Annotated in this window: 14 protein-coding genes; 7 read left to right on the top strand and 7 right to left on the bottom strand. The window is 67.4% G+C overall.

Annotated features, from left to right (window positions below; translation table 11 throughout):
• Window positions 1-4 precede the first annotated feature (4 nt).
• The gene (locus A9973_RS04595; protein ID WP_183012588.1) at window positions 5-1,111 is read right to left on the bottom strand and encodes an efflux RND transporter periplasmic adaptor subunit; all 1,107 of its coding nucleotides are present in this window, start codon (window positions 1,109-1,111) and stop codon (window positions 5-7) included.
• 296 nt (window positions 1,112-1,407) lie between these two features.
• Between A9973_RS04595 and A9973_RS04590 the strand changes: the two genes are divergently transcribed.
• From A9973_RS04590 to A9973_RS04575, 4 genes are all read left to right on the top strand, one after another.
• Window positions 1,408-2,022: an ATP-binding cassette domain-containing protein gene (locus tag A9973_RS04590; RefSeq protein WP_183012587.1), complete on the top strand. Its 615-nt coding sequence runs from the start codon at window positions 1,408-1,410 to the stop codon at window positions 2,020-2,022.
• On the top strand, window positions 2,013-2,813 hold the full coding sequence (gene fetB / locus A9973_RS04585) for an iron export ABC transporter permease subunit FetB (RefSeq protein ID WP_183012586.1): 801 nt from the start codon (window positions 2,013-2,015) through the stop codon (window positions 2,811-2,813). Before A9973_RS04590 ends, fetB begins: the two co-directional genes overlap by 10 nt.
• A gap of 208 nt (window positions 2,814-3,021) precedes the next feature.
• On the top strand, window positions 3,022-4,605 hold the full coding sequence (locus A9973_RS04580; RefSeq protein WP_370539441.1) for an ArnT family glycosyltransferase: 1,584 nt from the start codon (window positions 3,022-3,024) through the stop codon (window positions 4,603-4,605).
• A 42-nt stretch (window positions 4,606-4,647) separates the two neighbouring features.
• Window positions 4,648-5,292 (top strand): VTT domain-containing protein, encoded by a 645-nt coding sequence (locus A9973_RS04575; RefSeq protein ID WP_183012585.1) that lies wholly within the window; start codon window positions 4,648-4,650, stop codon window positions 5,290-5,292.
• A gap of 89 nt (window positions 5,293-5,381) precedes the next feature.
• Here A9973_RS04575 and A9973_RS04570 read toward each other — a convergent pair whose 3' ends face one another.
• On the bottom strand, window positions 5,382-7,610 hold the full coding sequence (locus tag A9973_RS04570) for an NADP-dependent isocitrate dehydrogenase (protein WP_183012584.1): 2,229 nt from the start codon (window positions 7,608-7,610) through the stop codon (window positions 5,382-5,384).
• Between the two features lie 644 nt (window positions 7,611-8,254).
• On the opposite strand from A9973_RS04570, the gene ilvA reads away from it, so the two are divergent.
• Window positions 8,255-9,850, top strand: a complete 1,596-nt coding sequence (gene ilvA / locus A9973_RS04565; RefSeq protein WP_183012583.1) for a threonine ammonia-lyase, biosynthetic — start codon at window positions 8,255-8,257, stop codon at window positions 9,848-9,850.
• 28 nt (window positions 9,851-9,878) lie between these two features.
• On the opposite strand, the gene A9973_RS04560 is transcribed toward ilvA, so the two are convergent.
• From A9973_RS04560 to A9973_RS04540, 5 genes are all read right to left on the bottom strand, one after another.
• On the bottom strand, window positions 9,879-10,793 hold the full coding sequence (locus tag A9973_RS04560; protein WP_255469016.1) for a hypothetical protein: 915 nt from the start codon (window positions 10,791-10,793) through the stop codon (window positions 9,879-9,881).
• A gap of 73 nt (window positions 10,794-10,866) precedes the next feature.
• Entirely contained in the window at window positions 10,867-11,658 is a 792-nt protein-coding gene (locus A9973_RS04555; RefSeq protein ID WP_183012581.1) for an ABC transporter ATP-binding protein, read from the bottom strand.
• Window positions 11,659-11,660: 2 nt separating this feature from the next.
• Entirely contained in the window at window positions 11,661-12,116 is a 456-nt protein-coding gene (gene azu, locus A9973_RS04550; protein ID WP_183012580.1) for an azurin, read from the bottom strand.
• A gap of 30 nt (window positions 12,117-12,146) precedes the next feature.
• Window positions 12,147-13,229, bottom strand: a complete 1,083-nt coding sequence (locus tag A9973_RS04545) for an iron ABC transporter permease (protein WP_183012579.1) — start codon at window positions 13,227-13,229, stop codon at window positions 12,147-12,149.
• Window positions 13,230-13,236: 7 nt separating this feature from the next.
• Window positions 13,237-14,373 carry an ABC transporter substrate-binding protein gene (locus A9973_RS04540; RefSeq protein ID WP_183012578.1) on the bottom strand — a complete coding sequence of 379 codons (1,137 nt, stop codon included), beginning with the start codon at window positions 14,371-14,373 and terminating at the stop codon, window positions 13,237-13,239.
• A 220-nt stretch (window positions 14,374-14,593) separates the two neighbouring features.
• Between A9973_RS04540 and A9973_RS04535 the strand changes: the two genes are divergently transcribed.
• Window positions 14,594-15,277: a response regulator transcription factor gene (locus tag A9973_RS04535; RefSeq protein WP_183012577.1), complete on the top strand. Its 684-nt coding sequence runs from the start codon at window positions 14,594-14,596 to the stop codon at window positions 15,275-15,277.
• Window positions 15,270-16,544 (top strand): HAMP domain-containing sensor histidine kinase, encoded by a 1,275-nt coding sequence (locus A9973_RS04530; RefSeq protein ID WP_183012576.1) that lies wholly within the window; start codon window positions 15,270-15,272, stop codon window positions 16,542-16,544. The genes A9973_RS04535 and A9973_RS04530 overlap by 8 nt, the downstream gene beginning before the upstream one ends.
• The last annotated feature ends 20 nt before the right edge of the window (window positions 16,545-16,564 follow it).

Here is a 16,564-nt window from a genome sequence, read left to right as displayed (position 1 = left end):
GGGCTCAGTCGGCGTGGCGCACCAGGACGCGGGAGCCGTCCTGGATGTTCATCTGGCCGGCGACGATGACAAGGTCGCCGTCGCGCAGCGCGGCGGCCGAAAGCGCGACAACGCCATCCTGGCGTGCGCCGGTCTGCACGGGGATCAAGCGGGCGCGGGCGTCGGCGCCGTTCCCTTGCACCGCGAAGATCGTTTCGCCGGACAAACTGCTTTGCACCGCGGCGGCGGGCACGGTGACGGTGGCGGGCGCGGGCGGCAGCGTCACGCGGACCGGGGTGTAGGCGCCGGGCCATAATTTTCCCGCCGCCTCGGCGCCTAGCGTGGCGCGCAGCCGCACGGCGCGATCGCCGGCATCCCCTTGCGGATCAATGGCGGTGAGCTTGCCCACCAGCGGCGCGCCGGCGCTGCCGTCGCCGGTGACGGAGACGTCCAAGCCCAGACGCAGCGCGGACCGGTGCCGGTGCGGCAGGGTGAAATCCACATGCAGCACGCGCGTATCGGTCAGGGTGGCCAACGGCGTTCCCGCCTCGACGTACTGGCCAAGATTGACCTGGCGCAGCCCCAGGGTCCCGGTGAAGGGCGCACGCACCAGACGGTGCGCGGCGTCTTCCTCGCTTTGGGCGACTTGGGCCCGCGATTGGGTGTACGCGGCCACATGCTGTTCGTATTCCGCGCTGGACATGGTCTGGCCGTGCAGGCGCTTGGCGCGCCCCAGGTTGGCCCGGGCAAGCATGGCCGAGGCGCGATGGCGTTCCAGTTCGCGTTGAACGGGCCCGTCGTTCAATTGCACCAACGGCATGCCGGCCGCTACGTGCTGGCCGCTTGTGAAATGGATTGCCGTCACGCGACCGGCGATTTCGGAAGCGACCAGAACCTGCTGGTCGGCGAGCACCGTGCCGATGGCCTGTAAGCTCAGCGGCAACGTCTGGACGCGGGCGGGCGCGACGACGACGGGAACGGGCGCCGGATCGCCGGCCGCCGGATCGCCGGCCGCCGGATCGCCGGCCGCCGGATCGCCGGCCGCCGCCGTTTGCGCGGCCAGGGCGGTCTTGCGCTGGGCATCGTAGAGATAAAGGCCGCCGATCGCGGCAAGCACGAGCAGGGCGGCCAATGCGAGCCTGCGATTGGCCGCCGCGCGGGGCCGAGGGGGGGCGGAATGCTGAGACATAAGGTCCATTCAGAGGTCGATGTAGTTGCGCTAAACATGCAACTGGAAAGATCAGGAATGGTATGCAGCGCTATCGCAATTCGGAAACGATAAGTTCTCCCACTAGAAGATAGTTTTTCTAATCTCTATGCGGAAGGCGCGGCCGCCGTGCTTTGCGGGTTATCGTGCGACAGTCCCATCGAAAAGGAATTCCGGTTTGTCCTTTGCCTATTCAGAAGACGCGACGGAGGGCAGCACGCATGGCTGACGCCGCTCCTGTGCTGCGGCTGCGCGGCGTCTACAGCCAGCGTCTGTCCCCGGTCAGCTTGGACCTTGAGGCGGGCGAATGCGCGGCCATCACCGGACCCTCCGGGTCGGGAAAATCGTTGTTGCTGCGTCAGGTCGCGGACCTGGATCCCGGCCACGGCGAAGTCGAACTGGACGGCGCCCGCCGTTCCGGCATGCGCGGCTTCGAATGGCGGCGCAAGGTCGTCTACTGCCAGGCCGAGGCGGGCTGGTGGGACGACCATGTCGCGCCGCACTTCATGGACCGCGCGCAGGCCGAGACCTTGATGCAGGCGCTGGGCCTGCCTCCGGAAAAACTGGATGCCCTGGTGCACGAGCTTTCCACAGGCGAACGCCAGCGTTTGGGTTTGGCGCGCGCGCTGGCGCAAGCGCCGCGCGTGCTGCTGCTGGACGAGCCGACGGCCGCGCTGGACCAGGCGGCGACCGCGTTGGTCGAGGGGGCGCTGCAACGCTATCTGGACGGCGGTTCGGCGATCCTGATGGTGACGCACAGCCCGGAGCAGGCGCGGCGTCTGGCGCGGCGCGGCTGGCGGATGGAGCAAGGCAGACTGGAGCCGTTATGGACGTGATTACCTTACAGGCGACGGATCTTGTGATCGCCTCTTGTCTGGTGCTGCTGTGCGCGGCGATCTCTTTCGCGTTGCGGCTGAACCTGCAGCGGCAGGTCCTGTGGGCGGCGGTGCGCACCGTGGTGCAGCTGCTGCTGGTGGGCCATATCCTGCGCGTGGTGTTCGCGCATGCTGCGCCCTGGCTGACGGCGCTGGTCGTGGCGGTGATGATGGCGCTGGCCGCCCGCGAGGTAGCCGCCCGGCCCAAAATGCGGTTGGCCGGGCACGGCAACGGCTGGGTCGGCACGCTGGCGGTGGCGGCCACCACGCTGATCACGGCGATGTTCATCCTGAACACCGCGTTGCGCCCCGATCCCTGGTATGACCCGCGCTACGCCATCGCTCTGGTCGGCATCGTGCTGGGCAGCGTGCTGAACGCGGCCAGCCTGGCGCTGGACGGCGTGCTGTCGGGCGTGCGCCGCGAAAAACTGGCGATCGAAGCCCGACTGTCGCTGGGCGCCACGCCGCATCAGGCGTTTTCGTCCTTGTTGCGGGAATCGGTCAGGCGCGGCATCGTGCCCAGCGTCAACCAGATGTCGGCGGCCGGCATCATCACGCTGCCGGGCATCATGACGGGCCAGATCATCGCCGGCATGGACCCGATCGAAGCGGCCAAATACCAAATCCTGCTGATGTTCCTGCTCTGCGGCGCCAGCGGCATGGCGGCGATAGGCGCGGCGTATGGGGCGATGCGCAGGCTGACGGATGACCGCGGGCGTCTGCGCCTGGACCGGCTGGCGGCGTCGAAATAGGGGGGGCGCAGCCTACGAATGGCTGAAAAAGGCGGGTTCGGGCACGAAATTTCATGAGAAATCGACGCGGGGTTTTCCATAATGTCCCCAGCTTTCCATTCTTTTGAATGCCTTTTCCCCCAAATCCGATGCCATTCGAGTCCAGTTTGACCCTTCTGTTCCGCCTGATCCGCTCTGCCGCTGCGCACGCGCACTCGGAGCATCAGGCATGAGCGCCGTCATGACGCCTGCCGCCGTCCGTCCCGTCAGCGCGGAAAAGAACATTCCCGGCTGGCAGGTGCTGCTGTGCCTGGCCGTGTGGTTGGCCGCCCTGGCCTGGGCGCGTTGGCTGACGCTGCCGGATGAAGGGCGCTACGCCGGCGTGGCCTGGGAGATGCTGCGCAGCCGCTCGCCCATGGTGCCGCTGCTGGATGGCATGCCGTATTTCCACAAGCCGCCCCTGTACTACTGGCTGGCGCAAATCAGCTATGCGCTGTTCGGCGTACACGAATTCAGCGCGCGGATCCCGTCGCTGATCGGCGCCTGGAGCGCCGGGGCAGGGTTGTACGCCTTTGTCTCGCGCTACCGGAACGTGGCGCAGGCTCGCTGGGCCGTGGTCATCCTGGGGCTGACGCCGTTGTTCTTCGGTGCCGCCCAATTCGCCAATATGGATATGCTGGTCGCCAGCATGATCACGCTGTGCGTGCTGGCGGCCGCCGACACGGCCTTGCGGCGCGCTCAGGGGCGGCCGTTTCGCGCCATGTCCATCGCCACCGGTGTCCTGGCGGCGCTGGCGGTGCTGGCCAAGGGCTTGATCGGCCTGGCGCTGCCCGGAGCGATCGTGCTGGCCTGGCTGCTGCTGCGGCGCGACTGGCGCGGCATGCGCGCCTTGCTGTGGGTGCCGGCGTTGCTGGCGTTCGCCGTGGTGGCCGTGCCGTGGTTCTGGCTGATGCAGGTGAAGTTTCCCGGCTTCTACCACTACTTCTTCGTCTATCAGCATTTCGAACGCTTCGCGCAGAGCGGCTTCAACAACGCGCAGCCGATCTGGTTCTATATCCCGATCGTGGTCGGGCTGGCGTTGCCGTGGTCGATCTGGGGCGTGGCGCTTTTCAAGCCGGCGTTCTGGCGCGAAGCGGATCCGCACGGCTTGCGACGGTTGATGGCGATCTGGATTGCGGTGGTGGTCGTGTTCTTCTCCATTCCTCAGTCCAAACTGATTGGCTACGTGCTGCCGGTGTTTCCGCCCCTGGCGTTGCTGATCAGTGAGCGTATCGCACCCGCCTGGGCAGCCTGCAGGCGCCGGGGCATCACCATCGCGATCGGCGTCGCGGTCGTCATCTGCGTCGGGGCGGTCATTGCGGCATCGAACAATCCGCGCGGCAGCGCAGGGCCGACCATGCAAGAGCTGCGCAGCGAAATGCGCCCGCAAGACGGGCAGATCGCCCTGCACACGCTGCCGTTCGACCTGGGTTTCTACACCCAGGCCGCGGAGCCCGCCTGGATCGTCGACAACTGGCAGGACCCCGAGATTCCCACCCGGGACAACTGGCGCAAGGAACTGTACGACGCCGCGCAATTCGATCCCGTCATGGGCAAGCGCGTGCTGGTGGGCAACGATGACCTGACGCCCCGCCTGTGCGCGGCCGCTGACGGCGCGCGCTTCTGGATCTGGGGCCGGGACGATGACGGCCCGCGCTATCCGGCCATCACCGGCGTGCCGGCGCGCATCGCCGGCGAGAAGCGAGCCGTATGGCGTCTTGATATCGACGCGGCATTCCGCCAACGGATGTGCGCGGGCACGCCGGCGCGGTAGATCCGCCCTGGAATTTTCATCCGACAGGACACATTGACGAACATGACAGAGATTTTTTCCTGGTTGACGAGCGAGCACGGCCTGATGGCGTTGCTGGCGCAGAACTGGATCCTGGGCACCGTGATCATCGCCGGTGTCATTTTCGTGGAGACGGGGCTGGTGGTCATGCCCTTCCTGCCCGGCGATTCGCTGCTGTTCGCCGCAGGCGCGTTTCTGGGCCTGGCGGGTATCGATCCCGCGATTTCGCTGGCCGCGATCACGGCGGCAGCGATCGCGGGCGACGCGTTGAACTACACCATCGCGTCGTCTTCCGCCGGCCAGAGGCTGGCGCATAGCCGCTGGATCAAGCCGGCGCATATGGAGCGCGCGCGCGACTACTTCGCCCGGTACGGCGCCATGACCATCACGGTGGCCCGCTTCGTGCCGATCGTGCGCACGCTGGCGCCATTCGTGGCCGGCTTGTCGCAGATGCCACGCCGCACGTTCTACGCCTACAACGTCATCGGTGGCGTGCTGTGGTGTTCGACGATGCTGCTGGCCGGGTATTGGCTGGGGTCGATCCCGTGGGTGCGCGCGAACCTGCATTGGGTGTCGGTGATCATCATCGGCCTGTCGCTGATCCCCGTCGCGGCGCAGTTCGTGCAGATGCGCCAAACGCGGCAGTTGCGCCGCGGCGAATCGCAGTAAGCGCGAAACGCCATGAAAAAGCCGGCAGCCTGGAAGGGCTGCCGGCTTTTTTTCGCCTGGGGCGGCGGGATCGCCGCCCGGCGTGGGGCTTAGCCGATGGAGGCCAGCACCTGGTTCAGCGTGGCGCTGGGGCGCATGGCTTGGCTGGCCTTCGATTCGTTCGGCTGATAGTAGCCGCCGATGTCGACCGGCTTGCCTTGGGCCGCCTTCAGCTCTTCAACGATCTTGGCTTCGCTTTCGGCGAACGCGCCAGCGGCGCCGGCGAACTGGGCAGCCAGTGCGCGGTCGTCGGTCTGCGCGGCCACGGCCTGGGCCCAGTACATGGCCAGGTAGAAGTGGCTGCCGCGGTTGTCCAGGCCGCCGACCTTGCGGTCGGGCGACTTGTTCTCGTCCAGGAACTTGGCGGTCGCCTGATCCAGCGTCTTGGCCAGGATCTGGGCGGTCGGGTTCTTGTAGGCGCGGCCCAGGTGGTCCAGGGATTCGGCCAACGCCATGAATTCGCCCAGCGAATCCCAGCGCAGGAAGCCTTCTTCCAGGAACTGCTGCACGTGCTTGGGCGCCGAACCGCCGGCGCCCGTTTCGAACAGGCCGCCGCCGGCGACCAGCGGGACGATCGACAGCATCTTGGCGCTGGTGCCCAGTTCCATGATGGGGAACAGGTCGGTCAGGTAATCGCGCAGCACGTTGCCGGTGACCGAGATCGTGTCCAGGCCTTCGCGGATGCGCTTGACCGAGAACTTGGTGGCTTCAACCGGATCCAGGATGCGCAGGTCCAGGCCGCTGGTGTCGTGGTCGTTCAGGTACTGCTTGACCTTCGCGATGACCTGGGCGTCGTGGGCGCGCTTTTCGTCCAGCCAGAAGACGGCGGGCGTCTTGCTGGCGCGGGCGCGGGTGACGGCCAGCTTGACCCAGTCCTGGATCGCGGCGTCCTTGGTCTGGCACATGCGCCAGAGGTCGCCGGCTTCCACGGCTTGTTCCAGCAGGACCTTGCCCGAGGCGTCGGTGACGCGCACCGTGCCCGATGCCGGGACGACGAAGGTCTTGTTGTGCGAACCGTATTCTTCGGCGGCTTGCGCCATCAGGCCGACGTTGGGCACGCTGCCCATCGTGACCGGATTGAAGGCGCCGTTCTTCTTGCAGTCGTCGATGACGGCCTGGTAGACGCCGGCGTAGCTGCGGTCGGGGATGACGGCCTTGGTGTCTTGCAGTTGGCCGTCGGCGTTCCACATCTTGCCCGAGTCGCGGATCATGGCGGGCATGGACGCGTCGACGATGACGTCGCTGGGCACGTGCAGGTTGGTGATGCCCTTATCGGAATTCACCATGGCCAGTTGCGGCAGCGTCTTGTAGGCGGCGTCGATGTCGGCGGTGATCGCGGCCTGCTGGTCGGCCGGCAGCGATTGGATCTTGGCGTACAGGTCGCCGATGCCGTTGTTGGCGTCAAAGCCCGCCTGCTTGAGCACGGCGGCATGCTTGGTCAGCACGTCCTTGTAGAACACGGACACGACATGGCCGAAGATGACGGGGTCCGAGACCTTCATCATCGTGGCCTTCAGGTGCACCGAGAACAGCACGCCGGTGGTCTTGGCATCGTCGATCTGGGCTTGCAGGAAGGACTTCAGCTTGGCGGTCGACAGCACGGCGGCGTCGATGATTTCGCCGGCCTTGACCGGGGTCTTTTCCTTCAGCACGGTCTTCGTGCCGTCGGCGGCGGTCAGTTCGATCTTGACGTCGCCGGCCTCGGCGATCAACGCCGACTTTTCAGTGCCGTAGAAATCGCCTTCGGACATGTGGGCCACGTGCGACTTCGAATCGGCCGACCAGGCGCCCATCTTGTGCGGGTGCTTGCGGGCGTAGTTCTTGACCGACAGCGGGGCGCGGCGGTCGGAGTTGCCTTCGCGCAGGACCGGGTTCACGGCGCTGCCCTTGACCTTGTCGTAGCGCGCCTTCACGTCGCGCTCGGTGTCGTTGGCGGGGGCGTCCGGGTAGTCCGGCAGCTTGTAGCCCTGTTCCTGCAGTTCCTTGATGGCCGCCTTCAGTTGCGGCATCGAGGCGCTGATGTTGGGCAGCTTGATGATGTTGGCTTCCGGCTTGACAGCCAGGGCGCCCAGTTCAGCCAGGGCGTCCGCGAGCTTCTGGCTGTCTTCAAGGTAATCCGGGAAGAGGGCGATGATGCGGCCGGCCAGGGAGATGTCGCGCGTCTCGACCGTGATGCCTGCGGGCTTGGCGAAAGCCTGGACGATGGGAAGCAGCGAACGGGTTGCAAGCGCCGGAGCTTCATCGGTGAGGGTATAGATAATCTTCGGAGTAAGAGACATGATCCTTGAATCTGTTCGGCTGAGGCGCTTTTGGCGCAAACCCGAACATGCTAAGCGGCGTACGCCGGTAGATGTTATCGAGAGTGGGTTCGTAAGGGCAGAGGCGGATCAATGATCCGCATCGGTCCAAATCGGCAGACGCCCGCCCTTTATTTGATGGCTGGTTGTCCAGCGCATTCCGAGAGGTGCGACTGCCACGAACCGAACATTGTAATACCGCGATACCCGCAACGTGCATGGAAATAGGCGCCAATGGGCGTCTTATGGGCTCGATATCGCATCAATACGGTCTCGATATGGACAAATGGCCGAATTTTCGCAACGAATGCCGGCCCGGTGATGCTGCCTGGCGCGGCAACATGCGCCATCGCACATGCATCAGCGGCTAAGTCCCGTGTTTTCAGCGCCAACGGCGGGTTCCGCCGGGGTGGAGCAAGGCGCAGCGGCTGATTTGACAAACGGGCGCGCCGGGCGCAAGCTGCGGTGCATGACTTCCCGCGCCATCCGCATTTCGCTGATTATTACCATCATTCCTGGAATGGTGGGTTAGCGCGCGACCGCAGTCAGTCACAGCCACCCGCCCCACGAGGCGGGTTTTTTGTGGCCGCCTCTGCAGGGCAAGTATCCCCAACGCAGAGAATCCCATGTCCGCTTGCTCGTCCGCCGCCGTCGTTGCCGAAACCCCCGCCGAAACCCCCGCCTTCCAGGACGGCAATGCCTCGCCCATCGAGTACCTGCGTCAGATCCTGACCGCCCGGGTCTATGACATTGCGCGGGAGACCGAACTGGACCCGGCGCGCGGCCTGTCGGCGCGGCTGAATAATACGGTCCACCTGAAGCGCGAAGACAATCAGCCCGTCTTCTCCTTCAAGGTGCGTGGCGCCTACAACAAGATGCGCAACACGCCGCAAGCGGCGCTGGACCGCGGCGTGATCACCGCGTCGGCCGGCAACCATGCGCAGGGCGTGGCCATTTCCGCGGCGAAACTGGGTGTGCGCGCCATCATCGTCGTGCCGCAGACGGCGCCGCAGGTCAAGGTGGACGCCGTGCGCGCGCATGGCGGTCCGACCGTCACGGTGGTGCAGGCGGGCGACTCTTACAGCGACGCCTACGCCCATGCGCAAACGCTGGCGCAGCAGCAGGACCTGACCTTCATTCCCGCCTTTGACGACCCCTATGTGATCGCGGGCCAAGGCACCGTCGGCATGGAGATCCTGCGTCAGCACCCTGGCGCCCTGCATGCCATTTTCGTGCCGATCGGCGGGGGCAGCCTGGCGGCAGGGGTGTCGGCCTATGTGAAGACCGTGAACCCGGGGGTGAAGGTCATCGGCGTGCAGACCGAGGATTCCTGCGCGATGGCGCAATCGATACAGGCGGGCGAGCGCGTCACTCTCCCGGAAGTGGGGCTGTTTTCGGACGGGACGGCGGTCAAGCTGGTGGGCGAGGAAACCTTCCGCCTGTGCCGCGAGTACCTGGACGAAGTGATCCTGGTGGATACGGACGCGGTATGCGCGGCGATCAAGGACATGTTCCTGGATACGCGCAGCGTGCTGGAGCCGGCCGGCGCGCTGGCCGTGGCGGGGCTGAAAAAGTACGTGGAACGCGAAGGCGCGCAGGGCCTGTCGCTGGTGGCGGTTACCTCCGGCGCCAACATGAACTTCGACCGCATGCGCTTCGTAGCCGACCGCGCTGAAGTCGGCGAAGCGCGCGAAGCGGTGTTTGCCGTGACCGTGCCCGAAGAACGCGGCAGCTTCCGCCGCTTCTGCCGCGTGCTCGGGCCGCGCAGCGTGACCGAATTCAACTACCGCATCGCCGATGCCCGCACCGCGCACATCTTCGTCAGCATGCAGATCGCGCGCCGCGGGGACGCGGCCGACATCATGGCCGCGTTGGAGGAGCAGGGGTTTTCGGTCAACGACCTGACCAACAACGAGGTGTCCAAGCAGCACATCCGCTACATGGTCGGCGGGCGTTCGCCCTTGGCGGGCGGCGAACGCCTGTTCCGCTTCGAGTTCCCCGAGCGGCCCGGCGCGCTGATGAAGTTCCTGTCCGAAATGGCGCCCAACTGGAACATCAGCTTGTTCCACTATCGCAATCAGGGCGCGGACTTCAGTTCGGCGCTGGTGGGCATCCAGGCGCCGCTGGCCGACAGCGCGGCGCTGGACGCCTTCCTGATGCAACTGGGCTACGCCCATTTCGAGGAAACCGGCAATGAGGCCTACCGCCAGTTCCTGATCTGAGCGCGCGAGTCGGACGGCAGGTCGGACGTCAGCCCGGTTTGCAGTTTGCCTTGGCCGGCAGGGACACGCCGGGCTGCAGCCGCAACGTGGCGCGGCCCTGCGCCTGCGTCAGCAGCAGGGTGCGGGCGCGCCAGGCCGGCACGTCGTCGAAGGCCACGTCGGGCCGGGTCGAAGACAAGGCCAGCGGGTCGGGCTGGTTGAATTCGAGCACGGGCAGGCTCAGGCACGTGTCCTTGAAATCCAGCCGCGCCAGTTCGCGCCCGTCGCTTATGCGCACGGCGCGGAACGCGATCGGCGCATCCACGAATTTGGTGATTTCGGGCACATACTGCTGGTAGCCGTGGGCGTCTTTGACACGGGTGGCGGGCTGCACCACCACCACGTCCCGGCCCGGCGGGATGGCCAGGTAAGCCACATCGCCGTCCACATCCAGCAGCTTGCCGGCCCCCAGGTTCAATGCCTTGAGCGGCGCGTGGCGGATCATCACCGTCTCGTTCCAGGCGGTCTCGACCCGCGTCCAGCCGGGCAGGCGGGCGGCTTCGAAACGGGTGCCGTTGGGGCGGTCGCGGTCGCGCTTGTCGGACAGCGCCAACCGGTTTACGCGCAGGGCGCCGTCGACGACCTTTAGATGGGCCAGCACGGGATCCGTGCTGGAGCTGTTGAAGTAGGCCAGCACCGCGTCGGTCTCCAACGCCTTGGCGGGACCTGCGCAGAAGAAGGTGTTGGCGGCGGGCTCCTTGCCGTCCGGGTACAGCAGCCGGCCCACATCCCGGCCGCACAGTTTGTGGCCCTGGAAGCTGATGGTCGTCGTGCGGGTGTTCTGGCGCTGGCCGGTGTTCCAGTCACTGCGCCCGCTGGTCGCGACGTCCACCACGAGGCCATGGTTGTCGTAGATCACGGACGCGCCCGCGGGGGCGGCAAGCATGCTGAGAAAAAACGCCATGGTGCGGCCTCTCGACATCGGGGACTCCGGGGATGGCTAAGGGGTGAATATATACCGCCTCAGGATATCGCCGTCATGCCTGGGCGAGCCCGTCGACATGGACCTGCGGCTGTCCCTGGGGGCAGCGTTCGACCCGGGCCCGCACGCGGTACACGCGGCGCAACGTGGCGGGCGTGACCACCTCGGCCGGCAGGCCTTCCGCTTCGATCGCACCGCCGTGCAGCAGCAGCGCGTGGTCGGCATGGCGCAACGCGATGTTCAGGTCGTGCAGCACCACCAGCGTGATCAGCCGGTGCTGGCGGGTCTGCCGGCGCAGCACGTCCATGACGTGGAACTGGTAGTTCAGGTCCAGCGCGGACAGGGGTTCGTCCAGCAGCAGCAGGCGCGGCCGGCGCACCAAAGCCTGCGCCAGCGAGGCCAGCTGCTTCTGGCCGCCCGACAGCTCGTCCAGGTAGCGGCTGGCCAGCGTTGCGATGCCCAGGTCCGCGATCGCGGCCATGGCGTCGCGCATCAGGGCCGGGCCGGCCGCGTCGCGCCGGCTTTGAAGACCCGAGCGGGCCGCCACCAGCACGGACTCGAACACCGTCATGTGCACGCCCTTGGGCAGCGCCTGCGGCATGTACATCGCGCGTTCAGCGCGGCGGGCCGGCGTGGCGCGCGCCAGGCATTCGCCGTCCAGCAGCACTTCGCCGCGCATGACGGGATTCAGGCCGGCCAGCGTCTTCAGCAGCGTCGACTTGCCGCTGCCGTTGGGACCGAGCAGGGCAGTCACTGTGCCTTCTGCGATTGGCCCCGCGTCCAGGTCCTGCAGGACGGGCCGGCCGCCGTAGCCGGCGGCCAGCCCGTGGAGTTGCAGCCAGCCCATCGTCAGGGTTGCAGCACCAGCGTGCCGCGCATGTGCTGCGCGTGCGCCGGGAACGAGCAATAGTAGGTATAGGACTGGCCCGCGCGCAGGCGGCTGACGGGGAAGGTGACCGTGGCCGTTTCGCCACCGCCCAGCATGGGGGTCTTGGCCAGGATGCGGGCGTCGCCCTGCGCCAGGAAGTCGTGTGGGGCCCCGGCCTTGATGCCGTCGACCATCACGGCGTCGATGTCTTCGGTCTTGGCCAGTACCCAGTTGTGGCCTGCCTTCTCCTTGCTGTTCTTGCCCGTGTGGATCAGGCGCACGGTGAATTCCTGGCAGGTGGACGGCACGACGATGTGGTCAGGGCCGAACTGTTTGCCGGGACGGCCTTCGACGTCGATGGCGCATGCATCGGGGGCGGCCTGGGTGGCGCCGGTCATCAGCAGGGCGGCAAGGGTGAAGCACACGCGGGATTGCATCGGGGAAGTCTCCTTAGGGGATGCGAGGCGTCAGGCGCGCTTGAGCGCGCGCACGACGATGGTGAGGAAAAACGGGATGCCGACCAGTGACGTCACGATGCCCACGGGGATCAGGGCGCCGGGCAGGACGGTCTTGGACGCCACCGACGCCAGCGACAGGATCAAGGCGCCGGCCAGCGCGCTGCCGGGCAGGTAGTAGCGGTGGTCTTCGCCCAGCAGCAGGCGGGCGATGTGCGGGGCGACGAGCCCCACGAAGCCGATGGTGCCGACGAACGACACGGCCAGCGCTGCCAGCGCGCTGACGCGCAGCAGGCTGACCAGCCGCAGGCGGCGCACGTCGATGCCGAAGCTGGCGGCGCGCTCTTCGCCCAACCGGACCGCCGTCAGCTTCCAGGCGTCGCGCATTGAAAAGGGCGCGGCCAGCGCGATGGCCGCGGCCATGACCGCCACCGTGGTCCAGTTGGCGCGCGCCAGGCTGCCCATGGTCCAGAAGACGATGCCTTGCAGGGCCTCTTCGCTGGCCACGAACTGCAGCAGCATCACCAGCGCCTGGAAGGAATACACCAGCGCGATGCCGAACAGCACCACGCCCAGCGTCGAACCGCCGCGCCAGCGCGCGACGCGCTCCAGTATCAGCACCGACACCAGCGTGCAGGCAAAGGCGGAAATCGGCACCACCATGCCGGGCGGCAAGGCGGGCACGTGCCAGTCCAGCGTAATGGCCAGCGACGCGCCGAAGGCGGCCGCCGCCGAGACGCCAAGCGTGTAGGGGCTGGCCAGCGGGTTGTCCAGCATGGTCTGCATTTCAGCCCCGCCCAGTCCCAGCGCCACGCCGACCAAAAGGGCCATCAACGCGTAGGGGAGCCGGAACTGCCAGACGATGACGCGCGTGCCGGCGCTGGCCGCATCGGGATGCAGCAGTGTCTGCAGCAAGTCGCCGGGCGACAGCGCGGCGGGGCCGCTGGCGATGTCGGCCAGCAGGCTGGCGACGATGGCCAGCGCCAGCACGGCCGTCAGCAGCAGGCGCTTGCGGACGGTGCGGCGGTAGGCGGCGACGGGGTCTTCAGGATCGGCGGGCAGGGACGGCGCCGCTGGGGTGGTGATGCTGGGCATGGCGCAATTACCGGGCCGGTGCCGGGCCGGCGGCCGGCGTCGTCCAGTAAGTGCCCGCGTTGTCCACGTGCAGGAACTGGCGGTACAGCGCGTCCAGCGTGTCTTGCGGGTCCAGCGCCGCGGCGCGTTCGGGGTAAAGCCAGGTCGCCATGGCTTCGATGGCGGCCACGTTGTAGGGCGAGTTGTAGAACGCATGCCAGATGCCGTAGGCGCGGTGCCGCTTCACGGCGTCCAGGTCGCGGATGCCGTCGCGGGCAAGCAGGGTGGACAGGCTGTCCGCCGAGATGGCGGCGGCCGCACCCGGCCCGGCCAGCAGGCCCGGGCGCCCGGGTTCAGAGCGGCTGCCCGTGGCGATGTAGACGTCGGGCTTGGCGTCCAGCAGGAATTCCAGGCTGACGTCGCCGATGGCGCCCGGCAGCACGGAGCCGGCCACGTTCACGCCGCCGGCGGCGTCCAGCAAGTCGCCAAAGCTGCCGTTGCCCGTGCTGTGGCAGCAGGCCGGCCACACGCCCGCCAGCATTTCCACGAACACGCGCGGACGCTGCGCCGCAGGCACGGGGTCGACGATCTTGCGCACGCGGGCCAGATGGTCTTCATAGAACGCGATGTACGCCTCGGCCTCTGCCTGACGATCCAGCGCCTGGCCCAGAATGCGCATGCTGGGCACGGTGTTCTGCACCGGGTGCTGGCGGAAGTCGATGAACACGATGGGGATGCCGGCCTCTTGCAGCGCCCCAATCATGGGGTTGTTGCGGCCCGGGCCATGGCCGCTCAGGCTGAACACGGCGACATCGGGCCGCAGCGACACGATCTTTTCGGGGCTGACGCTGGCTTCCGACGTCTTTCCGATCAGGGGCACGTCGGCGGCTTTCGGATAGCGCTTGATCAACTGGGCCCAGGAATAGGGGTCCTGCTGTTTCAGTTCGCCCTGCCAGCCGACCACGCGGGCCACGGGGTCCTGGCGGTCCAGCAGCGCCATGGCGAAGACGAAGCGGCCTTCGCCCAGCAGCACGCGCTTGGGGTGGTCGGGCACGGTGACGACGCGGCCGGCCAGATCCGTGACCTGACGGGCCTGGGCGCCGGGCAGGGCGCAAAGCAGGGCGGTGGCGGCCACGGCCGCACGGAACAGTTTGATCGCACGCATCGAAGAATCCCGGGTTGCGCCGTTGCCTGCGGGCTTGCAGGTAACGCGAACCATTCTTATCGACACGCAGTGTCCGCCAAGCCATCTCAAGAAAACGTTAAGACCAGCGCGGTGTGGCGCGCGTGCTGCAAACAGGGATGGAACGTGACGCGCCGGCGGAGCGGCGCAGATACACTGGCCCCTACAATATGAGACTGATTTCCATTCCCTACTGGTTTCCATGCGCGTCCTAGTCATCGAAGACGACCCCGACATCCTGGCGAACATCACGCATCACCTGGCGCGGCGCGGCTATATCGTCGATTGCGCGGAAGACGGGCAGCGCGGCTATGCGATGGCGGCCTCGGGCGGTTTCGACCTGATCGTGCTGGACCTGATGCTGCCGCGGCTGGACGGCTACGAGCTGTGCCGCCGCCTGCGCACGGAAGCCGCCTGCGACACCCCGGTGATCATGGTGACCGCGCGCGACACGCTGGACAACCGGCTGACGGGTTTTGACGCCGGGGCCGACGACTACCTGGTGAAGCCCTTTGCGCTGGCCGAGCTGGCCGCGCGGGCCAAGGCCCTGCTGCATCGCGCCAGCGGTGCGGGCGCGGCGCGCGTGCTGCGCGTGGGCGACCTGACGCTGGACACCGGCACGCTGGCGCTGGCGCGCGCCGGCCTGCCGCTGCGCCTGCCGCCGTCGCCGCTGCAACTGCTGACCTTGCTGATGCGCGCCAGTCCTGCCGTCGTGCACCGCGCCCGGTTGGAAGAGGCCCTGTGGCGCGATTCGCCGCCCGACAGCGACAGCCTGCGCACGCATATCCACCAGATCCGCCAAGTGGTCGACAAGCCCTACGGCGCGCCGCTGCTGCACACCGTGCACGGCATCGGCTATCAGCTGCGGGCGGCGGACGATGCCTAGCCGGCGCGGGCTGGCGCGCCATCTGGTGTTGACCTATGTGACGCTGGCGCTGCTGGTGGCCGGCCTGCTTTCGTGGATGTCCGTCTGGAGCGTCGGCAAGCTGGAAGCCCATTTGCAGCGCATCGACATGGGGATGGCGGTGGAGCGGGTGCGCGGCGACTTCCTGGCGGGCATCGACCCGGGCCGGCCGAACCGCTTTTTTCATGGCGAACCCGGCAGCCAGGCGTTTCCAGCCTGGTTGCGGGGGTTGGATCCCGGCTTCCACAAGATCGAACGCGAAGGCCGTATCTGGCACGTGATGGTCGACGACCAGGCCGGCCAGCGCTACATGCTGCTGCGCGACTACACCGACTATGAGCAGAGCCAGGCGGCGTCGCACTGGGCGGCCGTCAGCGGGCTGGCGGGCAGCCTGGCGCTGGCTTTCATCCTGGGCATCCTGGCCACGCGCCGGCTTTTGCGGCCGTTGGCGCGGCTGGCGGCGCAGGTCAACACGCGTGGCGCGCAGCCGCCGCAGACGCGGCTTGCCGAAGACTATCCGCCGGACGAGATCGGCCAACTGGCCGCCGCGTTCGATGCGACCTACAACCAGCTGGAACAGGCGCTGCGCCGCGAACGGCTGTTCACGGCGGATGTCGGCCACGAATTGCGGACGCCGCTGATGGTGATTTCGAGTTCGTGCGAACTGCTGCGCGAGGAACAGGCGCTGGACTCAGGCGGCCTGGCCCGTCTGGCCCGCATTGACGCCGCCGCGGCCGACATGGGCGAACGCCTGGACACCTACCTGATGCTGGCCCGAGGCGGCGACGCGGCCGGGCGCTACGCGCGCGAAAGCGCCCAGACCGCGGCGCGCGGGCAACTGGCCGCGTGGGCCGCCGTGGCGCAGCGCCGCGACATGCGGTTGAGCCTGGCGCTTGCGCAGCCCGATGCACCGGCCTTGCAGTTCCCCGCGCCGTTGTTGCGCGCCGTGCTGTCCAATTTGATCCGCAATTCGCTCCAGTACGCCGGCCCGCAGGCAAGCGTCGTGATCACCGCCGGGCCGGATTTCATGCAGGTGGAGGACGACGGGCCCGGTATCGCGGTTGAGCAGCACGAGGCCATCTTCAACCCATTTGTGCGCGGCGAGCAGCCCGACGCCGGCAATCTGGGGCTGGGCCTGTCGCTGGTGCAGCGCATTTGCGCGCATCAGGGCTGGCGCGTGTCGCTGCAGTCGGCGCCGGGGCGCGGCACGGTGTTCCGTGTGAATCTTGCAGCGGCCGCCAATGCCTAGAACGACAGGTCCTCGGTGGC

Origin of the sequence: Achromobacter sp. UMC46, assembly GCF_014170335.1 — a bacterium.
Lineage (GTDB): Bacteria > Pseudomonadota > Gammaproteobacteria > Burkholderiales > Burkholderiaceae_B > Achromobacter.
Note: the sequence above shows the minus strand (reverse complement) of the source record. Positions and strands in the feature narration are given on the sequence as shown.

Coding starts and splice junctions, on each gene's coding strand:
- fetB (WP_183012586.1), top strand. CDS start 2,013: ATGGACGTGATTACCTTACAGGCGACGGATCTTGTGATCGCCTCTTGT.
- A9973_RS04560 (WP_255469016.1), bottom strand. CDS start 10,793: ATGGCGTTTTTTCTCAGCATGCTTGCCGCCCCCGCGGGCGCGTCCGTG.
- A9973_RS04590 (WP_183012587.1), top strand. CDS start 1,408: ATGGCTGACGCCGCTCCTGTGCTGCGGCTGCGCGGCGTCTACAGCCAG.
- A9973_RS04530 (WP_183012576.1), top strand. CDS start 15,270: ATGCCTAGCCGGCGCGGGCTGGCGCGCCATCTGGTGTTGACCTATGTG.
- A9973_RS04535 (WP_183012577.1), top strand. CDS start 14,594: ATGCGCGTCCTAGTCATCGAAGACGACCCCGACATCCTGGCGAACATC.
- A9973_RS04570 (WP_183012584.1), bottom strand. CDS start 7,610: ATGTCTCTTACTCCGAAGATTATCTATACCCTCACCGATGAAGCTCCG.
- A9973_RS04555 (WP_183012581.1), bottom strand. CDS start 11,658: ATGGGCTGGCTGCAACTCCACGGGCTGGCCGCCGGCTACGGCGGCCGG.
- A9973_RS04545 (WP_183012579.1), bottom strand. CDS start 13,229: ATGCCCAGCATCACCACCCCAGCGGCGCCGTCCCTGCCCGCCGATCCT.
- azu (WP_183012580.1), bottom strand. CDS start 12,116: ATGCAATCCCGCGTGTGCTTCACCCTTGCCGCCCTGCTGATGACCGGC.
- ilvA (WP_183012583.1), top strand. CDS start 8,255: ATGTCCGCTTGCTCGTCCGCCGCCGTCGTTGCCGAAACCCCCGCCGAA.
- A9973_RS04575 (WP_183012585.1), top strand. CDS start 4,648: ATGACAGAGATTTTTTCCTGGTTGACGAGCGAGCACGGCCTGATGGCG.
- A9973_RS04540 (WP_183012578.1), bottom strand. CDS start 14,373: ATGCGTGCGATCAAACTGTTCCGTGCGGCCGTGGCCGCCACCGCCCTG.
- A9973_RS04580 (WP_370539441.1), top strand. CDS start 3,022: ATGAGCGCCGTCATGACGCCTGCCGCCGTCCGTCCCGTCAGCGCGGAA.